At 37.7% G+C, this 24,522-nt stretch carries 20 protein-coding genes and 4 tRNA genes; 5 read left to right on the top strand and 19 right to left on the bottom strand.

Going from position 1 to position 24,522, the window contains the following annotated elements; genetic code table 11:
- Nucleotides 1-24: 24 nt before the first annotated feature.
- The 10 genes from ccmI to H4J61_RS10440 all read right to left on the bottom strand — a co-directional run bounded on the left by ccmI (nucleotide 25) and on the right by H4J61_RS10440 (nucleotide 9,253).
- Nucleotides 25-1,287, bottom strand: coding sequence for a c-type cytochrome biogenesis protein CcmI (gene ccmI, locus H4J61_RS10485; RefSeq protein WP_182185004.1), 1,263 nt, complete (start codon nucleotides 1,285-1,287; stop codon nucleotides 25-27).
- Nucleotides 1,288-1,944: 657 nt separating this feature from the next.
- Nucleotides 1,945-2,220 (bottom strand): nucleoid-associated protein HU-beta, encoded by a 276-nt coding sequence (hupB, locus tag H4J61_RS10480; protein ID WP_146880417.1) that lies wholly within the window; start codon nucleotides 2,218-2,220, stop codon nucleotides 1,945-1,947.
- A 272-nt stretch (nucleotides 2,221-2,492) separates the two neighbouring features.
- Nucleotides 2,493-4,856, bottom strand: coding sequence for an endopeptidase La (lon, locus tag H4J61_RS10475; RefSeq protein ID WP_182136991.1), 2,364 nt, complete (start codon nucleotides 4,854-4,856; stop codon nucleotides 2,493-2,495).
- 152 nt (nucleotides 4,857-5,008) lie between these two features.
- The gene (gene clpX, locus H4J61_RS10470) at nucleotides 5,009-6,286 is read right to left on the bottom strand and encodes an ATP-dependent protease ATP-binding subunit ClpX (RefSeq protein ID WP_182136992.1); all 1,278 of its coding nucleotides are present in this window, start codon (nucleotides 6,284-6,286) and stop codon (nucleotides 5,009-5,011) included.
- 94 nt (nucleotides 6,287-6,380) lie between these two features.
- Nucleotides 6,381-6,980 (bottom strand): ATP-dependent Clp endopeptidase proteolytic subunit ClpP, encoded by a 600-nt coding sequence (gene clpP, locus H4J61_RS10465; protein ID WP_182137037.1) that lies wholly within the window; start codon nucleotides 6,978-6,980, stop codon nucleotides 6,381-6,383.
- A 127-nt stretch (nucleotides 6,981-7,107) separates the two neighbouring features.
- Complete coding sequence (gene tig / locus H4J61_RS10460; RefSeq protein WP_182185003.1) at nucleotides 7,108-8,415, bottom strand: trigger factor; 1,308 nt, start codon at nucleotides 8,413-8,415, stop codon at nucleotides 7,108-7,110.
- A gap of 408 nt (nucleotides 8,416-8,823) precedes the next feature.
- Nucleotides 8,824-8,900: transfer RNA gene (locus H4J61_RS10455), tRNA-Pro, on the bottom strand.
- A 29-nt stretch (nucleotides 8,901-8,929) separates the two neighbouring features.
- Nucleotides 8,930-9,005, bottom strand: a tRNA-His gene (locus H4J61_RS10450).
- 7 nt (nucleotides 9,006-9,012) lie between these two features.
- Nucleotides 9,013-9,089: transfer RNA gene (locus tag H4J61_RS10445), tRNA-Arg, on the bottom strand.
- A gap of 87 nt (nucleotides 9,090-9,176) precedes the next feature.
- Nucleotides 9,177-9,253, bottom strand: a tRNA-Pro gene (locus H4J61_RS10440).
- A gap of 267 nt (nucleotides 9,254-9,520) precedes the next feature.
- Between H4J61_RS10440 and folD the strand changes: the two genes are divergently transcribed.
- Nucleotides 9,521-10,378, top strand: coding sequence for a bifunctional methylenetetrahydrofolate dehydrogenase/methenyltetrahydrofolate cyclohydrolase FolD (folD, locus tag H4J61_RS10435; protein WP_182185002.1), 858 nt, complete (start codon nucleotides 9,521-9,523; stop codon nucleotides 10,376-10,378).
- Nucleotides 10,379-10,547: 169 nt separating this feature from the next.
- Here the strand turns inward: folD and cysS are convergent, their stop codons facing one another.
- Nucleotides 10,548-11,930 carry a cysteine--tRNA ligase gene (cysS, locus tag H4J61_RS10430; protein WP_182136995.1) on the bottom strand — a complete coding sequence of 461 codons (1,383 nt, stop codon included), beginning with the start codon at nucleotides 11,928-11,930 and terminating at the stop codon, nucleotides 10,548-10,550.
- A gap of 222 nt (nucleotides 11,931-12,152) precedes the next feature.
- Between cysS and H4J61_RS10425 the strand changes: the two genes are divergently transcribed.
- Both H4J61_RS10425 and H4J61_RS10420 read left to right on the top strand, forming a co-directional pair.
- Nucleotides 12,153-12,644, top strand: coding sequence for a peptidylprolyl isomerase (locus tag H4J61_RS10425; protein ID WP_182136996.1), 492 nt, complete (start codon nucleotides 12,153-12,155; stop codon nucleotides 12,642-12,644).
- A 198-nt stretch (nucleotides 12,645-12,842) separates the two neighbouring features.
- Entirely contained in the window at nucleotides 12,843-13,613 is a 771-nt protein-coding gene (locus H4J61_RS10420) for a UDP-2,3-diacylglucosamine diphosphatase (RefSeq protein WP_182185001.1), read from the top strand.
- A 318-nt stretch (nucleotides 13,614-13,931) separates the two neighbouring features.
- On the opposite strand, the gene H4J61_RS10415 is transcribed toward H4J61_RS10420, so the two are convergent.
- The 8 genes from H4J61_RS10415 to H4J61_RS10380 all read right to left on the bottom strand — a co-directional run bounded on the left by H4J61_RS10415 (nucleotide 13,932) and on the right by H4J61_RS10380 (nucleotide 22,860).
- The gene (locus tag H4J61_RS10415; protein ID WP_182185000.1) at nucleotides 13,932-15,815 is read right to left on the bottom strand and encodes a DUF885 family protein; all 1,884 of its coding nucleotides are present in this window, start codon (nucleotides 15,813-15,815) and stop codon (nucleotides 13,932-13,934) included.
- A 269-nt stretch (nucleotides 15,816-16,084) separates the two neighbouring features.
- Entirely contained in the window at nucleotides 16,085-16,858 is a 774-nt protein-coding gene (locus tag H4J61_RS10410) for a tRNA isopentenyl-2-thiomethyl-A-37 hydroxylase MiaE (protein WP_182185213.1), read from the bottom strand.
- Nucleotides 16,859-16,991: 133 nt separating this feature from the next.
- Nucleotides 16,992-18,809 carry a GGDEF domain-containing protein gene (locus H4J61_RS10405; protein WP_182184999.1) on the bottom strand — a complete coding sequence of 606 codons (1,818 nt, stop codon included), beginning with the start codon at nucleotides 18,807-18,809 and terminating at the stop codon, nucleotides 16,992-16,994.
- A 409-nt stretch (nucleotides 18,810-19,218) separates the two neighbouring features.
- The gene (locus tag H4J61_RS10400; RefSeq protein WP_182184998.1) at nucleotides 19,219-20,013 is read right to left on the bottom strand and encodes an alpha/beta fold hydrolase; all 795 of its coding nucleotides are present in this window, start codon (nucleotides 20,011-20,013) and stop codon (nucleotides 19,219-19,221) included.
- 77 nt (nucleotides 20,014-20,090) lie between these two features.
- The gene (locus H4J61_RS10395) at nucleotides 20,091-21,020 is read right to left on the bottom strand and encodes a DUF6178 family protein (protein ID WP_182184997.1); all 930 of its coding nucleotides are present in this window, start codon (nucleotides 21,018-21,020) and stop codon (nucleotides 20,091-20,093) included.
- A 323-nt stretch (nucleotides 21,021-21,343) separates the two neighbouring features.
- The gene (locus tag H4J61_RS10390; RefSeq protein WP_259363249.1) at nucleotides 21,344-21,997 is read right to left on the bottom strand and encodes a hypothetical protein; all 654 of its coding nucleotides are present in this window, start codon (nucleotides 21,995-21,997) and stop codon (nucleotides 21,344-21,346) included.
- Nucleotides 21,998-22,081: 84 nt separating this feature from the next.
- A complete protein-coding gene (locus tag H4J61_RS10385; protein WP_182184996.1) occupies nucleotides 22,082-22,543 on the bottom strand; it encodes a hypothetical protein in 462 nt (153 codons plus the stop codon).
- A gap of 56 nt (nucleotides 22,544-22,599) precedes the next feature.
- Complete coding sequence (locus H4J61_RS10380; protein ID WP_182137004.1) at nucleotides 22,600-22,860, bottom strand: DnaJ domain-containing protein; 261 nt, start codon at nucleotides 22,858-22,860, stop codon at nucleotides 22,600-22,602.
- 467 nt (nucleotides 22,861-23,327) lie between these two features.
- On the opposite strand from H4J61_RS10380, the gene H4J61_RS10375 reads away from it, so the two are divergent.
- Both H4J61_RS10375 and H4J61_RS10370 read left to right on the top strand, forming a co-directional pair.
- Complete coding sequence (locus tag H4J61_RS10375) at nucleotides 23,328-23,606, top strand: hypothetical protein (RefSeq protein WP_182184995.1); 279 nt, start codon at nucleotides 23,328-23,330, stop codon at nucleotides 23,604-23,606.
- A 228-nt stretch (nucleotides 23,607-23,834) separates the two neighbouring features.
- Entirely contained in the window at nucleotides 23,835-24,434 is a 600-nt protein-coding gene (locus tag H4J61_RS10370; RefSeq protein ID WP_182137006.1) for a Yip1 family protein, read from the top strand.
- The last annotated feature ends 88 nt before the right edge of the window (nucleotides 24,435-24,522 follow it).

Raw genomic sequence — 24,522 nt, 5'->3', positions numbered from 1 at the left:
ACAGTGATACTTAAGCCATTACCTTTATGGTACTTGTACTGATATTTTCATTGTTATTAAACTTTTTTCCATCGCATCAACATTAAGTGCTTCTGCTTTAAAGTCACCCGACTTAATACCCACACTACCTTGCATAGACACTACGGCGTAAATATGAACTTTATCCACACTACTTAAGCGCATTTGTGGCGTCATTGCTTGTGAATCATCTAAAACTATACTGAGCGGCAAGTCACTGGCTTTAATTTTTACCGCAGCTAAAGGCATTCTAGGCCCCTCTGTAGCAATGGCATATATATATACGGTTTTATCTTCACCCTTGATCAATTGTTCTTGAACATTCGCCGCTAAAGATACCTCAATAGTAAGGTGTGGCAAGTTTGCCTCAAGTTCAGCACTACCGGCTCCAGAAGCTGTATTTTTATTGCTCAAGCGCAATTGGTTTTTAGCTTCTTCTACAGCGCCCGCTAGCGCTTGTGTACTTATCCCTGGCCGGTCGCTATTTAAAACCACTTCCCAGTACTGCACTGCTTTAGCAAACTTTCGCTTGGTGAAACTGTCCATACCTAAAAGGATATTGGTTGATGCGTCTAATGGGTTTAACACTAATGCCTTATCAATCACAGCTTGAATGTCTGAGCTCAATTGCTGATTATTTTTATAATACATCGCTTGAGCTTTTGGCCCTAATAACTCGGCATGCTCGCCAACTTGCTTCATTACGCCGTCAAACGCCTCAATCGCATTGTCAAACTCACCGGCAGAAATATAGGCTTGACCTAAGCTGAACAAAGCTTGTGAATTACTCGGGTCGTCTTTTACCTCGCGCTGAAGTTTCTGTAAACGACGAACTAGCATTTGTTCTGGGGCTAATTCACTCTGTGCGTTATTTTCATTACTCAGGACAGGTGAACTCAATTGTGCATACGAACCAAGGTTCATGTAGGTATATAAGCTAAAGCTAACGACAGCCAATGCTATGCCTAGTGGCCATAACCATGATGTCTGTTGTTTTTCAACCCTTGACGATTTACTTAATGTAGCATCTTGCAAAAGTGTTTTATCTAACTCTGCTTTTAATTGTAGGTAACTGTCTTGCCCAATACTGCCCTCAGCCAAATCGTTTTCGAGAAGTGATAAGTGCTCATGGTAAAGTGTGACATTGGTTTCTTGACGAATATTTAGATTTTCTGCACCAATAGTATTTTTAGATGAAGAAAAAATACGCCAGACAATAATTAATGCAATCACTATTAATGATAAAACTGCCAGCCAGAATGTAGTCATATTATTTAATTTATACCTATGTTGATCAAATTATTTAAACTGCTGAGTATTAGCCCTGTAAGAGGTTTTAATTAAAGTTATTTAAAGCAATAAGTAACGTTTAACACCCTTGTTTATAAGTGGCATAGCGTAACAATTTTATCTGGTTTTTTCTAGCGATACCGTCGCAAAAAAGCCACATATTCATCGTAATAATAGTGGTTAATTAGTTGCGGTAAACTTGTCGTTGCTATAACCACCTAATGGCTCAACTTTATTTTTCTAATATGCCAAATAACATTGCCCATTAACCCTAAGTGCAAAGCTACCAATGCTATGTTTAATTGCAGGTAAACCTAGCCTAAATTGATTAGTAGCATAAATTAACTAGTACCATAAAAAGCACACAAAATTTTAAGAAGAAGTTAAAGAGGTAATTAAACCAGTTTTATTACCTTTGGGTGCTTTATGCGGGATATTGATGAAGAGTAACCTAGCTGTGGTTTACTTTAACCAGCATAAGTGACCATAACTTAATGAAACTGGTATTAAGCTTTATAGTTTACTGAAGGAAGTGATGTTATTACGATTAGTCTTTTCAATGATAACTAATGCGCTAGAAACAATTAAGCCGCTTATAAAAGCGGCTTAATGTTCAATCTTTAGCAAAGCTATTAATTAAGCGTTGCAAGCATCTTTAAGTGCTTTACCAGCTTTAAAAGATGGGATTTTTGCTGCTGCGATTTCGATAGTCGCACCAGTTTGTGGGTTACGACCTGTACGTGCAGCACGGTCACGTACTGAGAAAGTACCAAAACCAACTAGTGCAACTTGCTCGCCACCCTTTAATTCTTCTGTAACTGCTTCGATAAATGAATCTAATGCACGACCAGCCGCAGCTTTAGAAATGTCAGCACCCGCAGCAATTTTCTCGATAAGTTGAGATTTGTTCACAGTGTATTCCCCTTCAATTGTTATTATTCAGCGCTATCTTCTGTTTAGCGTCCTGCAGAAACTTTATCCTAAGCTTCTTTTTGAACATAAAGCGCCGAGTTAAAGAAAACTAAAAATATTGATAATAATTTTTATCTCTACTAGGCCCCTTATAAATGGGGGCTCTAGCGTTGTTAGCGTCATTAACTTACCATAGTTTCAGCGTTTGAAAAGCGTTAATTACGTTTTTATCAATTTTTTTGCTATTTTTTTAAGTTTTTTAACAAAAACAGCTATTTTCTAACCACTTCCTTGTCTAACTGCCATTTATCAACAGGATGTTCTAAAGCAATGTTTAACACTTCATCTATCCATTTCACTGGGTAAATGGCTAGATCAGCTTTGACATTGTCAGGTATTTCTATCAAATCGCGCTCATTATCTTTAGGTATAATAACCGTTTTGATACCACCACGATGCGCGGCAAGTAATTTCTCTTTTAAGCCACCAATTGCCAGTACTTCACCACGTAAAGTAATTTCGCCAGTCATTGCCACGTCAGCTCTGACTGGATTACCGGTTAAACTTGATACTAATGCCGTACACATACCGACACCAGCACTTGGGCCGTCTTTCGGTGTTGCACCTTCAGGTACATGCACATGAATATCGCGTTTTTCATGAAAGTCACTATTAATCCGTAGCTTTTCTGTACGACTTCGCACTACCATCATTGCCGCTTGTATCGACTCTTGCATTACGTCACCAAGCGAACCCGTATAGCTCAACTTACCTTTGCCTGGCACAGAAGCAGTTTCAATGGTCAGTAGCTCACCGCCGACTTGAGTCCAAGCAAGACCAGTGACTAAACCAACACGATTTTCATCGTCTGCTTTACCATAATCAAAGCGTTGCACACCAAGAAATTCTGATAAATTCGCTTGATTTATCGTTACCTTTTTGACGTTTTTATCCAATAAAATCGATTTAACCGCTTTACGACATAACTTAGAAATATCACGTTCTAAGCCACGCACACCAGCCTCACGAGTGTAATAACGAATAATACCGACAATGGCGCTGTCTTCTATTTCAATTTCTTTACTTTTTAAACCGTTGCGTTCTATTTGCTTATCAAGCAAGTGATTTTTCGCAATGTTAAGCTTTTCATCTTCGGTATAACCCGACAGATGGATAACTTCCATACGATCTAGTAAGGGGCCAGGAATATTCATACTATTTGACGTAGCAACAAACATCACATCAGATAAGTCATAATCAACTTCCAAATAGTGATCATTAAAGCTGCTATTTTGCTCTGGATCTAGCACTTCTAATAATGCCGAGGCAGGATCGCCACGCATGTCAGAAGCCATTTTATCTATTTCATCTAACAAAAATAACGGATTTTTCACGCCAACTTTAGCTATTTTTTGAATTAGCTTGCCCGGTAATGAGCCAATATAGGTTCGTCTATGTCCACGTATTTCAGCTTCGTCTCGTACACCACCTAGCGCCATACGGACATATTTACGACCGGTCGATTTAGCAATAGATTGTCCTAACGAGGTTTTACCTACACCTGGAGGCCCAACTAAACACAAAATAGGCCCTTTTAAATGACTAACACGTTGTTGAACGGCCAAGTACTCTACTATGCGCTCTTTAACTTTATCGAGTCCGTAATGGTCTTTATCTAACACTTCTTGTGCTAATTTAAGATCACGCTTTAATTTACTGCGCTTTTTCCATGGCACACTAATCATCCATTCGATATAGCTGCGCACAACCGTGGCTTCAGCTGACATGGGTGACATCATTTTTAATTTTTTTAATTCTGTTAAGGTTTTTTCTTTTGCTTCTTTAGGCATTTGCGCGGCTTCGATCTGCTTTTCTATTTGATCAGCTTCGTTCGTACCCTCTTCGTCATCACCTAATTCTTTTTGAATTGCTTTCATCTGCTCATTCAAATAATATTCGCGCTGACTTTTTTCCATTTGTTTTTTAACACGCGTGCGAATTTTCTTCTCAACTTGCAATAAATCGATTTCACCTTCCATTAACGCCATTAAAAACTCAAGACGTTCTGAAACATGGGTAATTTCTAGTACCTTTTGTTTGTCGACTAATTTAAGTGGCATATGAGCTGCCATAGTGTCGGCTAACTGCTCGGCATCATCAATACCTGAAACCGACGTTAAGACTTCCGGTGGTATTTTTTTATTTAATTTTACATAACCTTCAAACTGAGAAATAGCCGAGCGAATTAACACTTCAGTACTATCGTCAGGAACACCTTCAACACTTAAAAATGTAGCATTGGCGGTAAAGTATTCATCAGTTTCAACAAACTCAGTAATTTGAGCTCGACGCACACCTTCAACCAGTACTTTAACGGTACCATCAGGTAATTTAAGCATTTGCAAAATAGTGGCAATAGTACCGGTTTGGTACAAATCGCTCTGTGCCGGGTCGTCTACTGCAGCATCTTTTTGTGCAACAAGGAATATTTGCTTATCATTTTCGTTGGCAATATCAAGACAACGGATAGATTTCTCGCGACCAACAAATAATGGGATAACCATTTGTGGATAGACAACGACATCACGTAAGGCTAATACGGGAATTTCAACTACGCCAGATAACTCTTTAGTCATTGGTTACTCTCTCGGTGAATAGTATGATGTGATTTTTAAGGATATGTATTTGTATATGGGGTGTTTGTAAATACTTTCAACAGATGAATAAAAAAAAGTGACGTTAACCAAACTGGCTAACATCACTTTTTAGACTTAAATTAGCGAAATAATTATTCTGATGACGCTTTATCTTGCTGCGTTTCATAAATAATAATAGGTTTAGACTCGCCTCTAATGACCGTTTCATCAACAACAACTTTAACAGCATTTTCCATCGATGGTAATTCATACATAGTTTCTAGTAGAACCCCTTCAACAATCGAGCGTAAGCCACGAGCACCGGTTTTACGCACCATAGCTTTATGGGCAATAGCGGTTAAAGCATCGGCTCTGAATTCAAGTTCAACATTTTCCATATCAAAAAGCGCAGAAAATTGCTTAGTTAAGGCATTTTTAGGCTCTTGTAAGATTTGAATAAGTGCCTGTTCATCAAGCTCTGTCAAGGTTGCAACGACAGGTAGACGGCCAATAAATTCAGGGATCAGCCCATATTTAACTAGATCTTGAGGCTCAACTTCTTGAAAAAGCTGTGTTAAGGTTTTCTCGTCGTCTTTGCCACGAACTGTCGCGCCAAAACCAATACCTGTGCCGGTTTGACAACGTTGTTCAACAACTTTATCAAGGCCTGCAAACGCACCACCACAGATAAATAGAATCTTTGAGGTGTCAACCTGCAAAAATTCTTGTTGTGGATGCTTACGACCACCTTGCGGCGGTACAGAGGCAATAGTACCTTCAATGAGTTTCAATAACGCTTGCTGCACACCTTCGCCCGAAACATCACGGGTGATTGATGGATTGTCTGATTTACGTGAAATCTTATCAATTTCATCAATATAAACAATACCACGTTGTGCTTTTTCAACGTCATAGTCACATTTTTGCAGTAGCTTCTGAATGATGTTTTCAACATCTTCGCCCACATAACCCGCTTCGGTTAGTGTGGTGGCATCAGCCATGGTAAATGGTACATCTAATAAGCGCGCTAATGTTTGCGCTAGTAATGTTTTGCCACTACCCGTAGGGCCAATCAACAAAATATTACTTTTGCTTAGCTCTACACCATTATGTGAGTCACCATTGCGCAAACGCTTGTAATGGTTATAAACCGCAACAGCAAGCACTTTTTTAGCGTGTTCTTGCCCGATAACGTAGTCATCTAAGCTTTCACGAATTTCGATTGGCGTTGGTAAGCTTTCTTTATCTTGCTTAGGCGCAATTTCTTTAATTTCTTCGCGGATAATGTCATTGCATAACTCAACACATTCATCACAAACAAAGACTGAAGGGCCTGCAATTAACTTACGCACTTCATGCTGACTTTTACCACAAAATGAGCAATACAGTAACTTACCGTCATCACCGTCACCTGTTTTCATATCGGTCATACGGTACCTCTAATATTTTAAAAATTTTACAAACAAATACTATTCAGTATTTCATAAATCGCGAGAATAACAACGCGCATCACAAAATAGAACGTTATTTATCCATTCTTTGTTCTAGTATGGCATCAACTAAACCATATTCAACCGCGCTTTCAGCACTTAAGAAATTATCACGGTCTGTATCGTCAGATATTTTATCTAAGCTTTGGCCGGTGTGCTCTGCCATTAAACGATTAAGCTTGTCTTTGATATACAAAATTTCTTTTGCATGAATTTGAATATCAGAAGCTTGACCTTGAAAACCACCAAGAGGTTGATGAATCATGACACGAGCATTAGGTAAACAATAACGTTTGCCCTTTTCTCCGCCAGATAGCAAAAATGCGCCCATGCTAGCCGCTTGACCAATACAAACTGTGCTAATATTTGGCTTAATAAACTTCATGGTATCGTAAATAGCCATGCCTGCAGTCACAGAGCCCCCTGGAGAATTTATATATAAATAAATATCTTTATCTGGGCTTTCTGACTCTAAAAATAGCAATTGGGCAACGATCAAATTAGCCATATGGTCTTCAACTTGACCACAAAGGAAGATTACGCGCTCTTTTAACAGTCTTGAGTAAATATCGTAAGAGCGCTCACCTTTGGCAGTTTGCTCAACAACCATAGGTACTAAGGCACTTTCGGTCATACTCGTTAAATCGTGAGAATTATTTTGAGAAGTAAACAACTAACTTTCCTTTTATAAAAAAAATGGCTCATATGTCCCCATACAAGCCATTTAAGCGATTGCTCAGCAGAATGTCAATCTAAAAGGTCTATTTACCTTCAGGATTCATGATATCTTTAAAGCTGGCTTTTTTGTCTGTTACATTTGCACTGGCAAGTAACAATTCTACAGCTTGTTCTTCTAATGCAACATTTTGCATTTGTTGAGCAAGTTCTTTGTTAGTTTTGTAGTACTCAATAACTTCAGATGGATCTTCATAAGCTGAAGCTGCTGACTCAATTAAGTCAGTTACTTTAGCTTCGTCAACTTTTAATTCGTTAACTTTGATCACTTCACCTAAAAGCAAGCCCGTTTTAACGCGGCGTTTCGCTTGTTCTTCAAACATTTCAGCTGGAAGCTCTGGTAAGTTATTAGGGTCCATTTGATCGGCAAAACGTTTCATAGCTTGCTTGCGCAATACGTCAACTTCTTGCGCAATAAGTGCCGCTGGAATATCTAATTCGCTAACTTCAAGTAGGCCTTCAATCACTTGCTCTTTAACTTTAGCTTTAACAGCTTGGTTAAGTTCGCGCGCCATGTTTTTGCCAACTTCTTCACGAAGTGCAGCAACACCACCAGTTTCTACGCCGAATAGTTTTGCAAACTCATCATCTATTTCTGGTAAAACGGCTGATTCAGTTGTATGCACAACAATATCAAACTCAGCAGTTTTACCTTTAAGCTTCTCAGCATGGTAATCGTCTGGAAAAGATACTGTGATAGTTTTTTCTTCGCCAGCTTTCATACCTATGATGTCTGTTTCGAAACCAGGGATCATTCGACCTGAACCTAATTCAAGTTCAAAACCTTCAGCTTTACCACCTTCAAATTCTTCACCGTCAACGCGGCCATTGAAATCGATAGTTAGCTTATCGCCTGTCTTCGTTTTACGCTTGTTTTCTTTCCACGTTTTATGCTGATTTTGTAATGTTTCAAACATTTCATCAAGGTCAGCTTCGGTAACGTCGACTGCAGGACGTTCTACCGCTATCTTATCTAAATCTTTTAAAACAACATCAGGGTAGATCTCAAATGTTGCTTCAAATTCTAATGGTTGACCATCTTCGTTGCTTTTGGCAACAAATGCTGGACGACCGGCTGGGTTTAATTTTTCAGCAACAATCGCATCAACAAAGTTGCGTTGCATAAATTCACCAGCAACTTCTTGACGAACAGATTGACCATAGCGTTTTTGAATAACCGATGGTGGCACTTTGCCTGGACGAAAACCATTGATACGTTGGGTCTTACCGATGTGGCGAAGACGATTTTTAACTTCAACATCTACTGTTTCGGCAGGAACAGAAATCGTTAAACGACGTTCCAAACCTTGTGTAGTCTCAACTGAAACTTGCATTTAATTACCTCAAAAAACTTAGCGTTTGTACGCTTTCTATAACGCATCTAAATATAGTCAACAAAACTTTATAATAAAGTTATGTATGCAGCCTGCCAGTATTACTAGCAGAGCCCGGAAAATCCGAATAAAGATGTTCAGATTAAAATAATGACGCGAAATTATAGCGGTGCTTTAAACAAGAGTCGAGCATAGAACGCAAATAAATTAAAAATTTAATGCTATTGAGGTAATAATAGAAAGTAAAATTGCTATTTAGGAGGATTTAACTGAAGAATTTTAATAAAGTGGTTAGTAATGCAAGATTTGAACTTGCGACTGAACTTAGTGGAACCTAAATCAGTATTTAATTTTTTAAGCTACATACGGTAGTTAAATAAATCACATGAAACAATCAAAAATAAGAAGTGGTCGGTGATGCAAGATTCGAACTTGCGACCCCTTGGACCCAAACCAAGTGCGCTACCAAGCTGCGCTAATCACCGATATACTTTTTACTAAACCATACAAAAAATGGGGTGGCTAAAGGGACTTGAACCCTCGACAACCGGAATCACAATCCGGGGCTCTACCAACTGAGCTATAGCCACCACTGTATGGCGCGCCCTGTAGGATTTGAACCTACGACCCACGCCTTAGAAGGGCGTTGCTCTATCCAGCTGAGCTAAGGGCGCACATTGCCTACAGATGCTAAACAAGCTTCATTAGGTATAAAACTTGTCTTTTTTTATTTTAAAATAAAAACATTGAAAATAAAAAAATGGTCGGTGATGCAAGATTCGAACTTGCGACCCCTTGGACCCAAACCAAGTGCGCTACCAAGCTGCGCTAATCACCGACGTATGTTAAAAGAGCTTGCTCTCTCAACGGATGCGGATATTACCTAGTTGCCCCTTGTCCGTCAAACACTTTTTTTAAATAAATGTTCGTTCGCTCACTTTTACAGCATCTTGATTAAAATACCACTGATATTGGCTAATAAAATAAAAATATCACCATTATTTATCAATAAATAATTATTTCGACACGCTATGCATTTATTTTCTACAAATAGCTTTTCTATTATGCGAAAATAACCACGTTTTTTAGCCTTTTGTGAAGAATTATGACTGCAGCTCTTATTGACGGTAAGTTGATCGCCCAACAACTACGCCTTTCTGTTAAAGATAAAGTACAACAACGCATAAAAAATGGTCTGCGTGTTCCCGGATTAGCCGTGATTTTGGTCGGTTCAGATCCCGCCTCTCAAGTTTATGTTGGTAGTAAAAGAAAAGCCTGTGAAGAAGTTGGCTTTGTATCACGTTCTTATGACTTGCCTTTAACAACATCTCAAGAGCAACTGTTCAACTTAATTGATGAGTTAAATAACGATAATGCAATAGACGGCATTCTTGTTCAACTGCCCTTACCTGCAGGCTTAGATGCCAATTTAATTATTGAGCATATTAATCCATTAAAAGATGTTGATGGCTTTCATCCAAACAATGTGGGTAAATTAGCCTTACGCCAACCTGGACTTCGTCCTTGTACGCCAAAAGGTATTATAAAATTAATCGCCTCAACTGGCGTAGAACCTCACGGCTTAGAGGCTGTTGTGGTCGGTGCATCAAACATTGTTGGTCGCCCTATGACACTAGAGTTATTACTCGCCGGTTGTACGGTTACCACCACCCATAGATTTACCAAAGACCTAGAAACAAAAGTAAGAAATGCTGATTTATTAGTGGTAGCTGTTGGTAAACCTGAATTTATTCCTGGTGAATGGATAAAAGCAGGCGCTATTGTTATTGATGTGGGTATTAACCGTTTAGAGAACGGCAAGCTAGTGGGTGATGTTGGCTTTGCTAAAGCAAAAGAAAATGCGGGTTATATCACGCCGGTACCAGGCGGTGTGGGTCCAATGACGGTTGCTAGCTTAATAGAAAACACCCTTATTGCGTGCGAAGAGTTTCATAGTAAATAGTCTGGTTATTTGTCAAAGTAAGCGCTGGTGCATTAATGCGCTGATGACACTGCCTGCATGGACGCAGGTATTGAGTTTTTGTCTAGAAAAAAACTGCCGGTACATCATGTACATAAAAGCCTGCTATTGCAGGCTTTTATCTTTATAATACGCTTGTACTAAGGTAACTCTAGCCTTTACGCCAGGTTGTACCGCCCGCACTATCTTCTAGAATAATATTCAATGCCGCTAGCTTATCGCGTGCGTCATCCGCCATTGCCCAATTTTTATTGGCACGGGCGTCATTACGTTGTTTAATCAAAGCTTCAATTTCTGCCACTTCATCGCTATCGCCATTCCCACCTTGTAAAAAATCTTCCGGTGAATTTTGCGCAACGCCTAATACTGCACCTAATGAAACTAAAATAAAGGCCAGTTTAGAGGCGGCTTCAATATCTGTTGCTTTGATGCGATTGATTTCTTTCGCTAATTCAAATAAAACTGGCATAGCTTCAGGACAATTGAAGTCATCATTCATCGCTTTTTCAAAACGTTGAACATATGCGTTGCCTTTTAACTCGACCTTAATGGGCGTGACGTCACGCAACGCCGTATAAATACGCTCTAAACTTGCACGCGCCTGCGTTAAGTTATCCTGTGAATAATTTAACTGGCTACGGTAATGACTCGAGGTTAAAAAGAAACGCACACTTTCTGCATCATAGGCATCAAGCACGCTGCGCAAAGTAAAAAAGTTATTTAAAGATTTTGACATCTTTTCTTTGTTTATTTGCACCATACCGCCATGCATCCAGTAATTAACGTACGGTGTATCGTGAGCACAACAAGATTGAGCTATTTCATTTTCATGGTGTGGAAATTGTAAATCTGAGCCGCCACCATGAATATCAAAATGTTCACCTAAATGCTTTAGATTCATCGCGGAACATTCAATATGCCAACCCGGACGACCTTTACCCCAAGGTGACTCCCAACTTGGCTCATCGGGTTTAGCCATTTTCCACAGCACAAAATCTAATGGGCTACGCTTTGCTTCATCAATATCAACACGAGAACCCGCTTGCAGCATATCTAAATTTTGCAAACTCAATTTGCCATAATCTTTATAGGTACTGACTTCAAACATCACATCACCATTACTGGCAACATAAGCATTTTTTCGCGCTATTAGGCGTTCAACCAAAGCAATGATCTCAACCATATGACCCGTAACCGTTGGGGCAATATCTGGGCGCATAATATTAAGATCATCAAAGTCTTGATACATTTGCTCGGTCATACGTAAGGTTAAGGCTTCACAGCTTTCACCGTTTTCATTAGCACGTTTGATAATTTTATCGTCAACGTCAGTAATATTACGCACATGCGTTAAGTCGTAGTCTAAATACTTTAAGTAACGGGCAATAATATCAAAGGCAACGTAGGTTCTGGCGTGACCGATATGACATCGGTCATAAATAGTAATACCGCAAACATATAAACCTACCTTGTTGGAAGTGATCGGCTTAAAAACTTCTTTTTTCCTGCTTAAGGTATTATAAATCTGCAACATAATGGCGCTTTTTCCTATCTAATATCAATACGTGATTAAATTCACTTATCCCCACAACGGGAATTATCGCAATTGTACCCCAAGTATGGGTATGAATCATTAACTTGGCTCATTTGCAGAGAAATTTTCTGATAAATTTACGATGAATTTTGCCAAGAAATGTTTCTTTTATTGAGTTACAATTTAGCCAGTTAAATTTCCTTTAGATTTATGAGTAAAAAAATGATCACATTTAAAACAAGCTTAGGCGACATTAAAATTGAATTAGATTTTGATAACGCACCTGTTACCGCTAAAAACTTCCAACAATACGCTGAAGACGGCTTTTATAATGGCACAGTTTTTCACCGTGTTATTAAAGGTTTTATGGCGCAAGGCGGTGGTTTCGCATCAGGTATGGACGAAAAAGACAGCCGTGAATCAATTCAAAACGAAGCAAATAATGGTTTAAGCAATACCCGTGGTACTTTAGCTATGGCGCGTACCCAAGACCCACATTCAGCATCAGCACAATTTTTTATTAACTTAGCTGATAACGACTTCCTTAACTTTAAAAGTAAAGATGTGCAAGGCTGGGGTTACTGTGTATTTGCTAAAGTGGTTGAAGGTATGGACATTGTTGACAAAATGACTTTAGTTGATACCGGTCGTTCTGGCTATCATGACGATGTGCCAAAAGAAGAAATACTAATTGAAGAAACTATCGTAGCGTAATACTTATACCCGTTTTACTTTAAGATGTGATTTCAGCAAATCGAAAAAAGCTAGCTACCCGGCATGGATTGAAGAGAATAATTGTTCTATTGTCTAAATCCATAACGCCGGAGATGACCCTTTATCGGTTTGCCCTAGCGAGCTAAGCTCTAAACTGCACCTTGAAGTGGAACAGGTATAAATACGCACGTTAACGCCATGAGCGATATTTCTCACTTGAGCAATAAATCAGCTTTAACTTATTTTATTGCTGATTTACATCTCGCGCAAAACAGGCCCGATATAACGGCCTGTTTTTTAGCGTTTTTAAAAAACGAAGCACCTAAAGCACAAGTATTATATATTTTAGGCGATTTATTCGAATACTGGATTGGCGACGATGACGATAGCCTTTTTATTCTAGACATATCTCAAGCGATAAAAGCACTCTCAGCACTTGGTTGTAAAATTTATTTTATTCATGGTAATCGTGATTTTTTATTAGGTAAACGTTTTGCTAAGCAATCCGGTATGCAACTATTACCCGAGGTCACCTTAATAGACTTATATGGTAAGCCTGTGATTATTATGCACGGTGATACCCTTTGTACTCGCGATGTTAGCTATCAGGCTTTTCGTAAAAAATCACGTAGTTGGTGGTGGCAAGCGATAATCAAAAGCTTACCTTTATTTGTTCGACGAAAAATTGCTAATAATTATCGTGACCAAAGTGCGACAGCCACAGCGATGAAATCACAAGACATTATGGATGTTACGCCCAGCGAAGTTGTTCAGTGTTTAGAGCAATACCAAAGTCAGATTTTGATCCACGGCCATACGCACAGACCTGCGGTACATGAAATAAAAGCCAACAAAAAAGCAGCAAAGCGTATTGTACTGGGTGATTGGTACGAACAAGGTGCTTGGCTTAAAGTCACGCCTGATAGTATGGAATTAATGGACAGCCCATTTGAGCTAAATAAGTCATAAGCGCTTTTTCTGAGCACATTTTATCAGCCTACTAGCGGTGATTTAAGTAAAAAATCACCCTGTCTAACTCTACTTATTACCCTAAATATCGTCACGCTTTCACTATCGATGCCCATGGAAGTATTAATGCCGTGGCATCATATTTTTACATGAATGTAAGTTATTAGCCTAATGCCGGCACAATGACCTCAATGGCTAAGAGCGGCCCTGTGATCCTGGCATACCATTCATCTTGAATATAAAAAAGTGCCTGAATTTTCACCCAGGCACTTTTATTCAGGCACTTCATTAATAAAGCTAATAACTACCTAGGGTTGATCACGACTTAGGCATTTGGCTACTTACCCAGTCATTCACTCTTCGCTCTAATATCGCTAATGGCATAGCACCGCCACCAAGCACGGTATCGTGGAAGCCTCGAATGTCAAAACGATCACCGAGTATTTGTTGAGCATTTTCACGTAAGGCTAATATTTTCAGCATGCCAATTTTATAGGCAGTTGCTTGACCTGGTAGCACTAAATATCGACGCACTTCAGAAACAATAGCTTCTTCAGCAATAGGTGTTTTTTCTTTAAAGTAAGCAATAGCTTGCGCTTCAGTCCAGCCTTTTGCATGTAAACCGGTATCAACCACCAAACGAACGGCGCGCCACATTTCATTCACCAATCGACCAAAATCAGAAAAGTCATCTTGATAAGCGCCCATCTCTTTCGCTAGCAATTCAGCATATAAACCCCAACCTTCGCTATAGGCAGTAAAGTTAGCTTGTCGACGAAACTGTGGCACTGATGTTAGCTCTTGTGCGATGGAAATTTGCATATGATGGCCCGGATTACCTTCATGGTAAGCCACGCCTTCCATTTCATTTTTTGGCATGGCTGACATATCAGATAAATGCGCATAATAAACCCCTGAACGACTACCGTCTGGCGTACCTGGGTTATAATGTTGAGCGGCGCCATCTTGTTCTCTAAAGGCTTCTACGCGCTTAACCACTAAATCAGCCTTTGGCAACAGGCCAAAGTATTGTGGTAGTTGCTCATTAATAAAACCTAAATAAGCTTCAGTATCACTAATATAACCTTGTCGGCCTTCGTCAGTATTTGGATAAAAAAATTGTTCATCCGTTTTAATAAAATTGAAAAACGCGGGTAAGTCGCCTTCAAAACCAACACGGTCTTTAATCGCGATCATCTCATCGGTGATACGCGCGACTTCTTTAACACCAATGTCATAAATTTCATCAGCAGATAATTCAGTGGTTGTTGAAGCGCCAATCATATAATTATAAAATGCTTGACCATTTTTTTGAGATGAAACGCCTGTTGGGTTACTCACTGTGTTGACTATATCACTTTCAAACCAGGCAATTAACGCTTGGTAACTTGGTAAAAAGGCTTCAAGCAGTTGCTTTTTAGCGTCTGACTCTAAAGTTTTTGCTTGTGCTGCCGTAATTTTTTTAGCGTCAGCTAGCGTTTTAATTTTTTTCTGAGCATCTAGCCAAAGTGGCGAATCACTTACGCTTTTTGCATTTGAAAATGGACGACCCGTAATCAAATTACCTGCCTGTTCAATAACACCTTCGTAAGCAAATTTTGGTGGCCGTGTACCTAACGCAGCATTTTCTTTTGCTCGCAGCAATAATTGACTAATTGCCGTACTAATACCGCCAATACGTTTGATATATGCCTGCATATCGCTTAACTCATCAACACGATGAAAGTTAATTAAAAACTGCGCGGCAAAGGCTTGAATGCCATTGAATTGAGTAAAGATATAATTGTTATTGTTAAACTTTTGGCCGGCTTTAGCTTGTTCATACTGATAAAGCCAAATATCGTATGATATTTTAGCCTCGGCGGTTAATTTGTTGTAATCAAAATTAGCGCTTAACTCAGCAACCGTTGCCGCTTGCCATGCCAATTGCTTTTGCTCAAAAGCTTCAGTCATATCATTGATTTGATCGTACTGCTCTTTTCGCCCTAAAAACGTCAACATGATTGGGTTGCTTTGCAGCTGCTCTTCATATTTAACCGCAAACCATTCATTTAATCGTTGCGACTCGCTAAGTTTATTTTTTTCAACCGGTTGAATTACCGACACTTCGGTCGGTGCTTGAATGGACTTTGGTGTTGAACTATTAGGTTGGCAGGCAGATAAACAGGCCACAGCTCCAACTAATGCAATTATAGTGCGCATCAATTATTTTCCTTATTATTGTATTTTATATAAATATCATATTCATAGGCAGCGCATTAAAACGCCTGTTAGCAGTTTAGCGAGTTATGCTGATAATTAAAAATTTTATCCGACATTATTCATTATTGGGTAGGTATAAACCCTACAACCGAAAATATATAATAGGGTAATAGGGTTTTAATTATTCACTGTAATAGATGGGATTTTTTCGGTAACGATTGCCTTGAGTTATTATTGAGCAAGTTAAACAGCTAAGGTGGTTTTCGCCGTTAAAATGATGGTGCACCGCTATGAAATTTAAAATCATTATCTGGGCTGATGATTAATTGGCTTTCTACCTCAGCAAAGTAAGCAATACGACTATCCACTTTGTCACTTTGTTCTGGGCCTGAGATTTCTTTTGCCAGTGTTAGGTAGTCTTGATAATGTCGTGCTTCAGAACGAAGTAAAGAGTTATAAAAGTCGCCCAAGCGCTTATCAACTAATGGCGCCAACATAGCAAAACGTTCACAAGATCTTGCTTCAATATAAGCACCAACAATTAATTTGTCGATAAGTGCATCAGGTTCGAAGGTTTTAACGTGCTTTAACATGCCTTTAGCATAGCGACATGGGGTAATACTACGATATTCAACACCGTATTCAGCCATAATTTCTAAGACCTGATAAAAGTGATGCAGCTCTTCTTTTATTAACAAGACCATTTTATCAATCAAACTTTGCCCATAAGGAGAATTTGCTTTTGGGATCACTGATTTTGTCAGTTTATTTTTAGTTGCTAATGAACGCCAATCACCTTCTCGCTTGTATATTAGGGTTTCAAAAGGTTGTAACCAAGCTAATAGTGCATCACCACTGGCTTTATCAACCACATATTTTCGGATGAAAAACATCGCAGATTGTGCGGCTTTAAGCTCGCATATCAGGTGATCAATTAACAGAATCGATAAGTTTTCTTTTTTCGCCGCTTCATCAAGCCATGCTTGTGGTGTTTCACATTTTAAGAATGACTTGATTGGGCTTAACAATTTTTCAGTATTCATAGCAGATACAACAGTGATTAGTATCGCCATTATAACTGCCATATCACTTGCTATACTATAGATAAGGTTGAATTTATTTACTTTGCTTGCCGTCAATCACTCGAGTAAGTAAGATTTTTCTCAATTAATTTCCTTACACTTCTATGATCACATTGCGTCCTAATTTTTTCGCCTCGTAGAGTCCTGCATCCAAATGCTGATAAATTGACTCGAACGAAGCTATTGGCTTATCTAATAAATATAGAGAAAAGCTAGCCGTGATAGAAAGCTCGGTGCCATCTTCTAAAATAATGGTTGAAGACTCAAACGACTTTCTCATTCTTTCAATCATATTTCTGGCTAATTCTGCATCCATATTTTTCAAACAAATTAAAAACTCTTCTCCGCCAATACGTCCAAACACATCATTTTTACGGATATTTTGTTTAACTTGCTTAACGATATGTTGTAAAGCTAAATCACCAACGGTGTGGCCATAAGTGTCATTAATGTTTTTAAAGTTATCTAAATCGAACATTACGATTGCATGAATCAAGTCTTTTGCAGGCATTTCTAAAAGGGTTAATGCTTTAAATATAGCCCGGCGATTGGCAATGTTAGTTAAGGTGTCCGTTTCAGAAAGGTACTTGTGGCGCTTACTTAAATGCCAAAACAACACTGCTATAAAAATGGTGATAAATGCTATAAAAGCAATAATATAGATTGTAATTCTGCTTGTTTTTAGATTGTTCTGGGCTAACCTTAAGTTCATTTCAACAATATTTTGGTTGAGTTGAGCAACGCCTAATACTTGGGCTGAGCTTTGTTGCTCAATAAGCTTTATCTTAGTCTCTTGTGTATATAATTCAAAAAAATATTGCGCCTGTTCCAACTGTTCATTTTCAATATAATAAGTGACTAAAAACTTTATCAACCAAGTGTTTTTTCCATCTATGGGATGATTTAAATGTTGTTCGATGTTGCTCATAAATGCATCTACACAATCCGCACCTTTGGTTTCGTAACAAGCGATCACGCGTAATATATTCATTTTGTTAGAGTTAAAACTATTGTCGACATCATTAAATAAAGTATACATCTCATCTGTTGCACTCTTCATGGTAATAAAGTCTTGTTTCTCATAAGCTAACGTCGTGGTGAGTATTAATTTTAGCTTGGTCAGATAGCTATCATCTTTTTGCTTATGAGATATCGACAAGAAATTATCGAGGCTCTGCTCTGCATTAACAATGTCCCCTGCGTCAATATAGTCCTTAGTTAAATTAAAGTAATCTTCGACATTTATCCCTTCCGGGTTAAGTTTAATCGTTAAATTAATCGCTTCATCTCTGATTTTGGCCGCTGTTGATGCTTGTCCAATATTGGCAAACTGATTTGCTATTTCATGCAAAACACCAGTCTTAAGATGCAGATAATTGTTCTGTTCTAAGGTTTTTAATAATTGGTATAATTTACGAAGTATGATAACTGGCTGATTACCTTCACAATAAGAGATATGCCACCTTTGTATTAAAAACTTTATATTATGATGCGTCTCATCTATAATTTTTTTAAAAGCCAAATTTATATATTGGCATTCGTCTCCTGATTGACTAATGGCTACATTTACCCCTAATTCTAGCAGTGCCGCCATATAATAGTTTTTGTTAATTTTATTTTCGGGTAAATTAATTAATTTTTTAAAGGTATTGTCTGCCAATTTAAATTCATTTCGACACATATGTTGAGTCGCTTTGGAATAAAGCAGTATCGCTTGGTTATCAATACTAAATTCGTCAGATCTTTTTAGATTGGCATCAATTTGAGCTTCTAAATCATCAAATAAGCAATCGTTATAAAAGTCTTGTCTTAATGATATTTGATTGAATAGCTCGGCAGAGCTGAGTTGAGCAAATACGGGGAAAGAAAAATAAATATTTAAAATAACGATTAACTTAAGAAATAAGCGCAAGAATTTTTCCTGTTTGCAGCTATAGGTTCAACAGTTATAAACGTTATCACCTTTGTATTAACAAACTGTAACACTTGTTGGATTTTTAAACTAATAATTTACAATTAAAACAGTATCTTCTGCTAATTAGGCGCTTAAATTTTTACCTGTTTAGATAATAGCAATTTTTAATTGTTATATTTATAAATTGCTCTGCACAACAAGACTTTTAGGCTGCACACTATCCACCATTACTTTAACTTTTTAACCAAGAAAAATACTAATCTACACAAATTTTATTCGCTTTAGAGGTGATTAAGGAATTGTTCTGCCAAGTTTCTTGTTTAACGTTTGTCGGAGCTTAGGTATTTTTATTTCGATAAATTAATGGGAACTATCATTCATTGTTCTGTAAATAGATAAACTACCACTAACTTTGCTGCGCTATAAAATCTAAAGAGTGTTTATTAAACACATCTGGGCTCTCAACATTACAGACATGGCCGCATTGATGAATGGTATGTAATAAACTATTTTTGTGTCGCTTAACCATCTCTTTTACCGGCTCTAGAAACATATGGTCTTCTTTACCCATAATATAAAGAATAGGTATGTCGATTTCCTTCTCTTTGAAGTAGCGCATTAAAGGGTTAACATCCATGGCTAATTTGAACCAACGAATAAATTCTTTCTGGCACAAACGCTTAGCTTCGCGAACAAATAAATGACGAGATTCTTTATGGCGTTTTTTCGGCATCATAATAAAAGCAAATAAACGGTACAACCACATATAGGGTAAGCAATGTTTAAAGGTATTGCCCAAATAAACTAAAATATTACTGCGCACGTTAAAACGTGTAATAGCACCACCTAAAACCATACTTGATACGTACGTTGGTGCAATTTCAGCTATGTTACGAATGATAATAGTGCCTAACGAAATGCCAACAAAATGTGCACAAGCAATATTATTATGATCTAAGACATCAATAATATCTTCAGAGACTTTATTAAAAGAATAATGACTGCCGACAAAGCTTTTGACTAACTGATTTGATTTTCCATGGCCTCTAAGGTCCAACAAGAGCACATTATGCTGCTGTTGGAACGCTCTGATCTGACGAAACCATACCGCAGAACTACCACCAGCTCCATGGACAAAAACCACCCATTCTTTACTTGTTTTATGTGGATAAATAGTATGAAAAAGAATTGGTTTTATCATTACTGCAAGTGACCTGTTATATATACAAATTTAATATCGACGAGTATAACTAATTTTAAAAAAAATCGCTCAAATACCTACTGATGTGATGAGGCATCTGGTCTTAAGTAGGCAATATCGTCTTCATCATCAGCATGAAAGTCGTAACCGCCATCAAAGTCACCATTCAACTCATTGGCAACAGTGATAGGTAGCTCTAATATTTCTTGTATATAAACAGCGATATTTTCTTGCTGGTGAATAATACCCTTGAGTTCAGTAAAATCCAATAAAGCTAGCGCTTGAAGATCACTTTTGGTTAATAGTGATAACTTTTCAGTAAAGCTAAGAATACAAGACTCTATTTTAATCAGCACTCGCTCTTTTTCTGTACTCAAAAGGTAAGTCGTTAACTGTTGATATAAGCTATGGGTAAAGGTCTTTTTATCAGAATCGATCAGTAATAATGCAATAGCGCTGTTAAGAAATCGTTGTAATTCAAATTTCAATACCTCTTCATCACTATCAATGAGTATGGTGCTAGCGCAATAGCTCGCAGCAATAGTTTTATAGACTTGTAAAAGCTTAGCACTTTGATAGCCTTCATTCACTAACGCGGCATGCATAAGGCGAATATCTGAGGTGTCATTAATCGCTAAAGCATAGGAAAAAATAGAAATACTGTCGAAATATGACGCTGATATGGTTTTTAACTGAGCATACTTTGCCCAGCCGGCCCTAAAGCAGTAAACGACACCATGGGTTTTTAGTATCGCCTTTGCTTGCTCAGTATCGTTATCACAAAGTTCTAATAAACCTAAGTTACTCATGCCTAATACAATTTCACAGCCTTTTTTTATTTGATCGGCATAAATTATTGAGAGATTATCAGAGGCTATCCTCAACGACATATCAATTAATTGTTGTTTGGTTTTACGGATAAATTCGGCGGTAAAATAGCCGTCATTTTCACCATCTTTTAATACTAAAAGTAAAAAAGGATGATTTCTTAACTTTGCAATGGTCATTGATGGATCCCAATCAATTAAAGCGGTTGCTATTGGTGAGCTTGGCTTAAGCTTTTGTCTTTATCTCTGCTGGCGCTTGTTTTATGCCAAACAATAAAGAATCTCTCTTGATTATGCTAGGTAAACGACAAACAACGTTAGCCGGGTAAATAGCCCCGAGCCTTTGCAGATAGTTTAAAAAGCTTAAGCTTAAATTTTTCATTGTTTATTAGAGCAACCCAACAATATTTTCAATCTCTAATTGATGGGTTTTTGTTGTCCAAAGCTGAAGTTCAATCTTCAATCTTCAATAGTCAACAGGCTCTAAATACAATATTTATACATTACAGTGGCGCGAACATATCGTCGGTGTCCATTTCAAGGGCTGTAACGCGATGTTTATTGGCATTTTGTTTTAGCGAGTTTTCAATATTCTCAAGTGTACCATTGCTGCTAACTGTCATCACTTCACGATAAGCTTCCTCGCTTAGTGTTTTTATTTTCATTAACAGTTCTTCAAGGCTGCCTGATGTTTGTTCTTCATCTTCTTCTAATTCAGAAAAATCGTGACCGATAAAGGGTAACGACAAATATAAAAGACCAAAATCGTCTTCCACAATAGCTTTTAATACTTCTAATTGTTTTTCTTCATCATCAGAGGAGAGAAATATTTGTGTTAATAAGCTGTGTGCTTCTGTTTGCGCACAAAACACATGGTCTTCATCGATATTTTGCCAGTATGAGGGTTCAACGTTTAATAGTTGTTTAATTGAATCTGCATCCATTAACCAGGTGGCAATAGAAGGTATGGTGGCATCATGCTCTCGCACAATTTTAGCTACGGTTAAAATATCCATCTCTGTTAGTACCGCAAGCATTTTCTCATCGCCTTGTTCAGAGGCAATCGCTTCTAGTGAGGTGCCAGCACGTCGACCACTCAGTTGTGCTTGTTCAATAATGTCGCTAGCAAGAATTAATGCATTTTTTGTCAAGGTCATTCCTTAAAACTTATATCTATTGAGTAATGAATAAAATTTTTATTTTGTTCAATGCAAATTTTATAAAATCTATTGTTTATCGCCTTAGTAATTCTCATCATAGTCATTATATTCATCATCTGTGACTTGATCGTCTTCGTCTACTTGCGTTCTTAAAGGTGTCGCATCATAGCGGTTATAAAAATGAATCAATAAAACAGCAATTTTTAGGTCTTGTTCTGCATGCGTCATTATCTCAGTAATACAAGTTCGAGCATCTGTGTGTACTCCAACAAAAGGTTTTACTTCATCCCATGACGGCTCAGGGGTAAAACAAATTTTTTCTAGGCTTTTACTGTCAATTTTAATTTTAGTTGATATCGCCATCGCTAATTGATCAACCATGCCAGTAAATAATAATGGCATTTGCTTTAATTGTACGAAGAGCGTCGCGACATAGTTTGATAATAAGTCAGGATTTTCAGGATCAGCTAACGAGGTCATATTCTCTAAGTACAGAGAAAAATCATCGGTTAAATAATCAGGAATATTGGTTTCTGATGACATTCTTTATTTCCTAATGGAGAGGCTAATTGAGAAACTCATGTAAAGCTTAATAACTACTAACTTAAAGCGCTTTGCCAAAAGGAGTCAGCAATTTCTCGAGGATCAGTGATAACGGTATAGTTATTTTTTAAATATAAAGATCGTTTTTTTGGATCCGCAATAACATCATAAGCTTGCTGAATTAATTGAAATTTTTCTTTAGCTTCAACACTATCATTTCTGTCTGGATGATATTTATTAGCGAGTTTTCGATAAGCTTTTTTAATCTCTAAGGTGGTCGATACTCTACTAACACCTAACTGTTCAAAATAATCCATAAACCTTCAATTACCTTTTACTAGACCACATAAAATAACGGTTACCACAATAGCGTTAATTTTACCTTGACAGTTATATTATTAACACCATTATGTTTGCTTATTTATTGTTTGATCGTCAGATATTAATGGCTATTAATTTTAACTGATTATTTTTCAGCAGTTTAATCGTTTTTACTAAGCTGCTACTCACCACAGCTTATAGCTCAACGCCCGGCTATCTTGATAAACGATTTTCGCAACAACTTACCTGCCAGCTATGGCAATAAAGAGTAACTTTGCTTTGGAATTAATCAATTATCGACGTTTAAATAACTCAATAATAATTCATTTTTACTAATAACTATTCAAATATAGCGTTAAAAGTCAGCAATTAGCTAAAATAAAGTGGCACTATTTGTTATAATATTTCCTTAACAAGTTAACCAGACGAACTTATTTTTAACAAAAACATAGTGAATACCACAATGAAAAAAACTGACGCTGAATCACTAACAAAGAAACACCAGGCACTTACTCATAGTGAGCAAAAAACTGTGCTCTCACATGTGCAGCGTGAAGTTGACCATTGGTACCTAAATACCATTATGCTAAAGGGTATTGATGTACCTTTTAAGTATCGTAGAAAAAAACTTTATAAGTCGTTACACAACCAACAGGTCAATATTACCTATTATGCCACTAAAGAAACGGTTGCAGGTTTTGAACTTGAAGTCATGAAGATTGTGCGCATTAAAGTCTGCTAATTAAAGTCTGCTAGTCATTTTTTGTCTAAAAGCCAAATTAGCAGACTGATAGATGGCTAAAGAAATATATTTACGTCTAAATATCAAACAAGCCTTGACGAATCCCTCTTCATCTTACATAAATAGCATATCAACAATAAAAAAAATAACGTTGATTTAAAGTCAGGTCGCAGATTTTTACTTATATCTGCAATATTTTGGGCTACAGTACAGAGAGAGGTACATAACATGATCTTAAATCATATCTGGGGGCTTTATACTGCACCTAAAAAAGAATGGCAAACCATTGAGAAACGTCACGAGAGCTTAACCTATTCTATGGTGCATATTCTCACTATAGCCTTAATTCCCGCCATTTGTGGTTATTATGCTACTGCACATATTGGCTGGGCAATAGGCGCTGGCGATCCGATTCGATTGACTGAATCAAACGCAATCTTTATGTCAATCGCTATGTATATTGGTTTAATTATAGGTGTACTTTCCCTAGCCGTTTTAATTCAATGGATGGCAAAAACCTTTGATTCAACACCAAACTTCACCCAGTCATTAGAGCTAGCCGCCTATGCAGCAACACCTTTATTGATGGTGGGTTTAGCTGCGCTATTTCCAGTGCTTTGGTTTGTAACTCTGGCCGGGTTAGCCGCGCTGTGTTACTCGGTATATCTGCTTTACTCAGGTGTACCCATTATGATGAATATACCTGAAGAAAAAGGCTTTATTTATTCAAGCTCTGTTGTAACTTGTGGTCTAGTACTGATTGTGGCGCTCATGGCAGCAAGTGCTATCGTTTTTAGTTCTGGCTTAGGCGTTGAATATATTAGCTAACAACACAAAATTACCGCGCCGTGCGTTCACAGCTATGTGATCACGACATACCCTTTTTCTTGAACATAAAAAAACCGCTTAATTAGCG

This window comes from Colwellia sp. MB3u-4 (genome assembly GCF_014077065.1).
Classification (GTDB): Bacteria; Pseudomonadota; Gammaproteobacteria; order Enterobacterales; family Alteromonadaceae; genus Cognaticolwellia.
The sequence above is the reverse complement of the archived record's forward strand: the minus strand, read 5'-3'. Positions and strand labels throughout refer to the sequence as shown.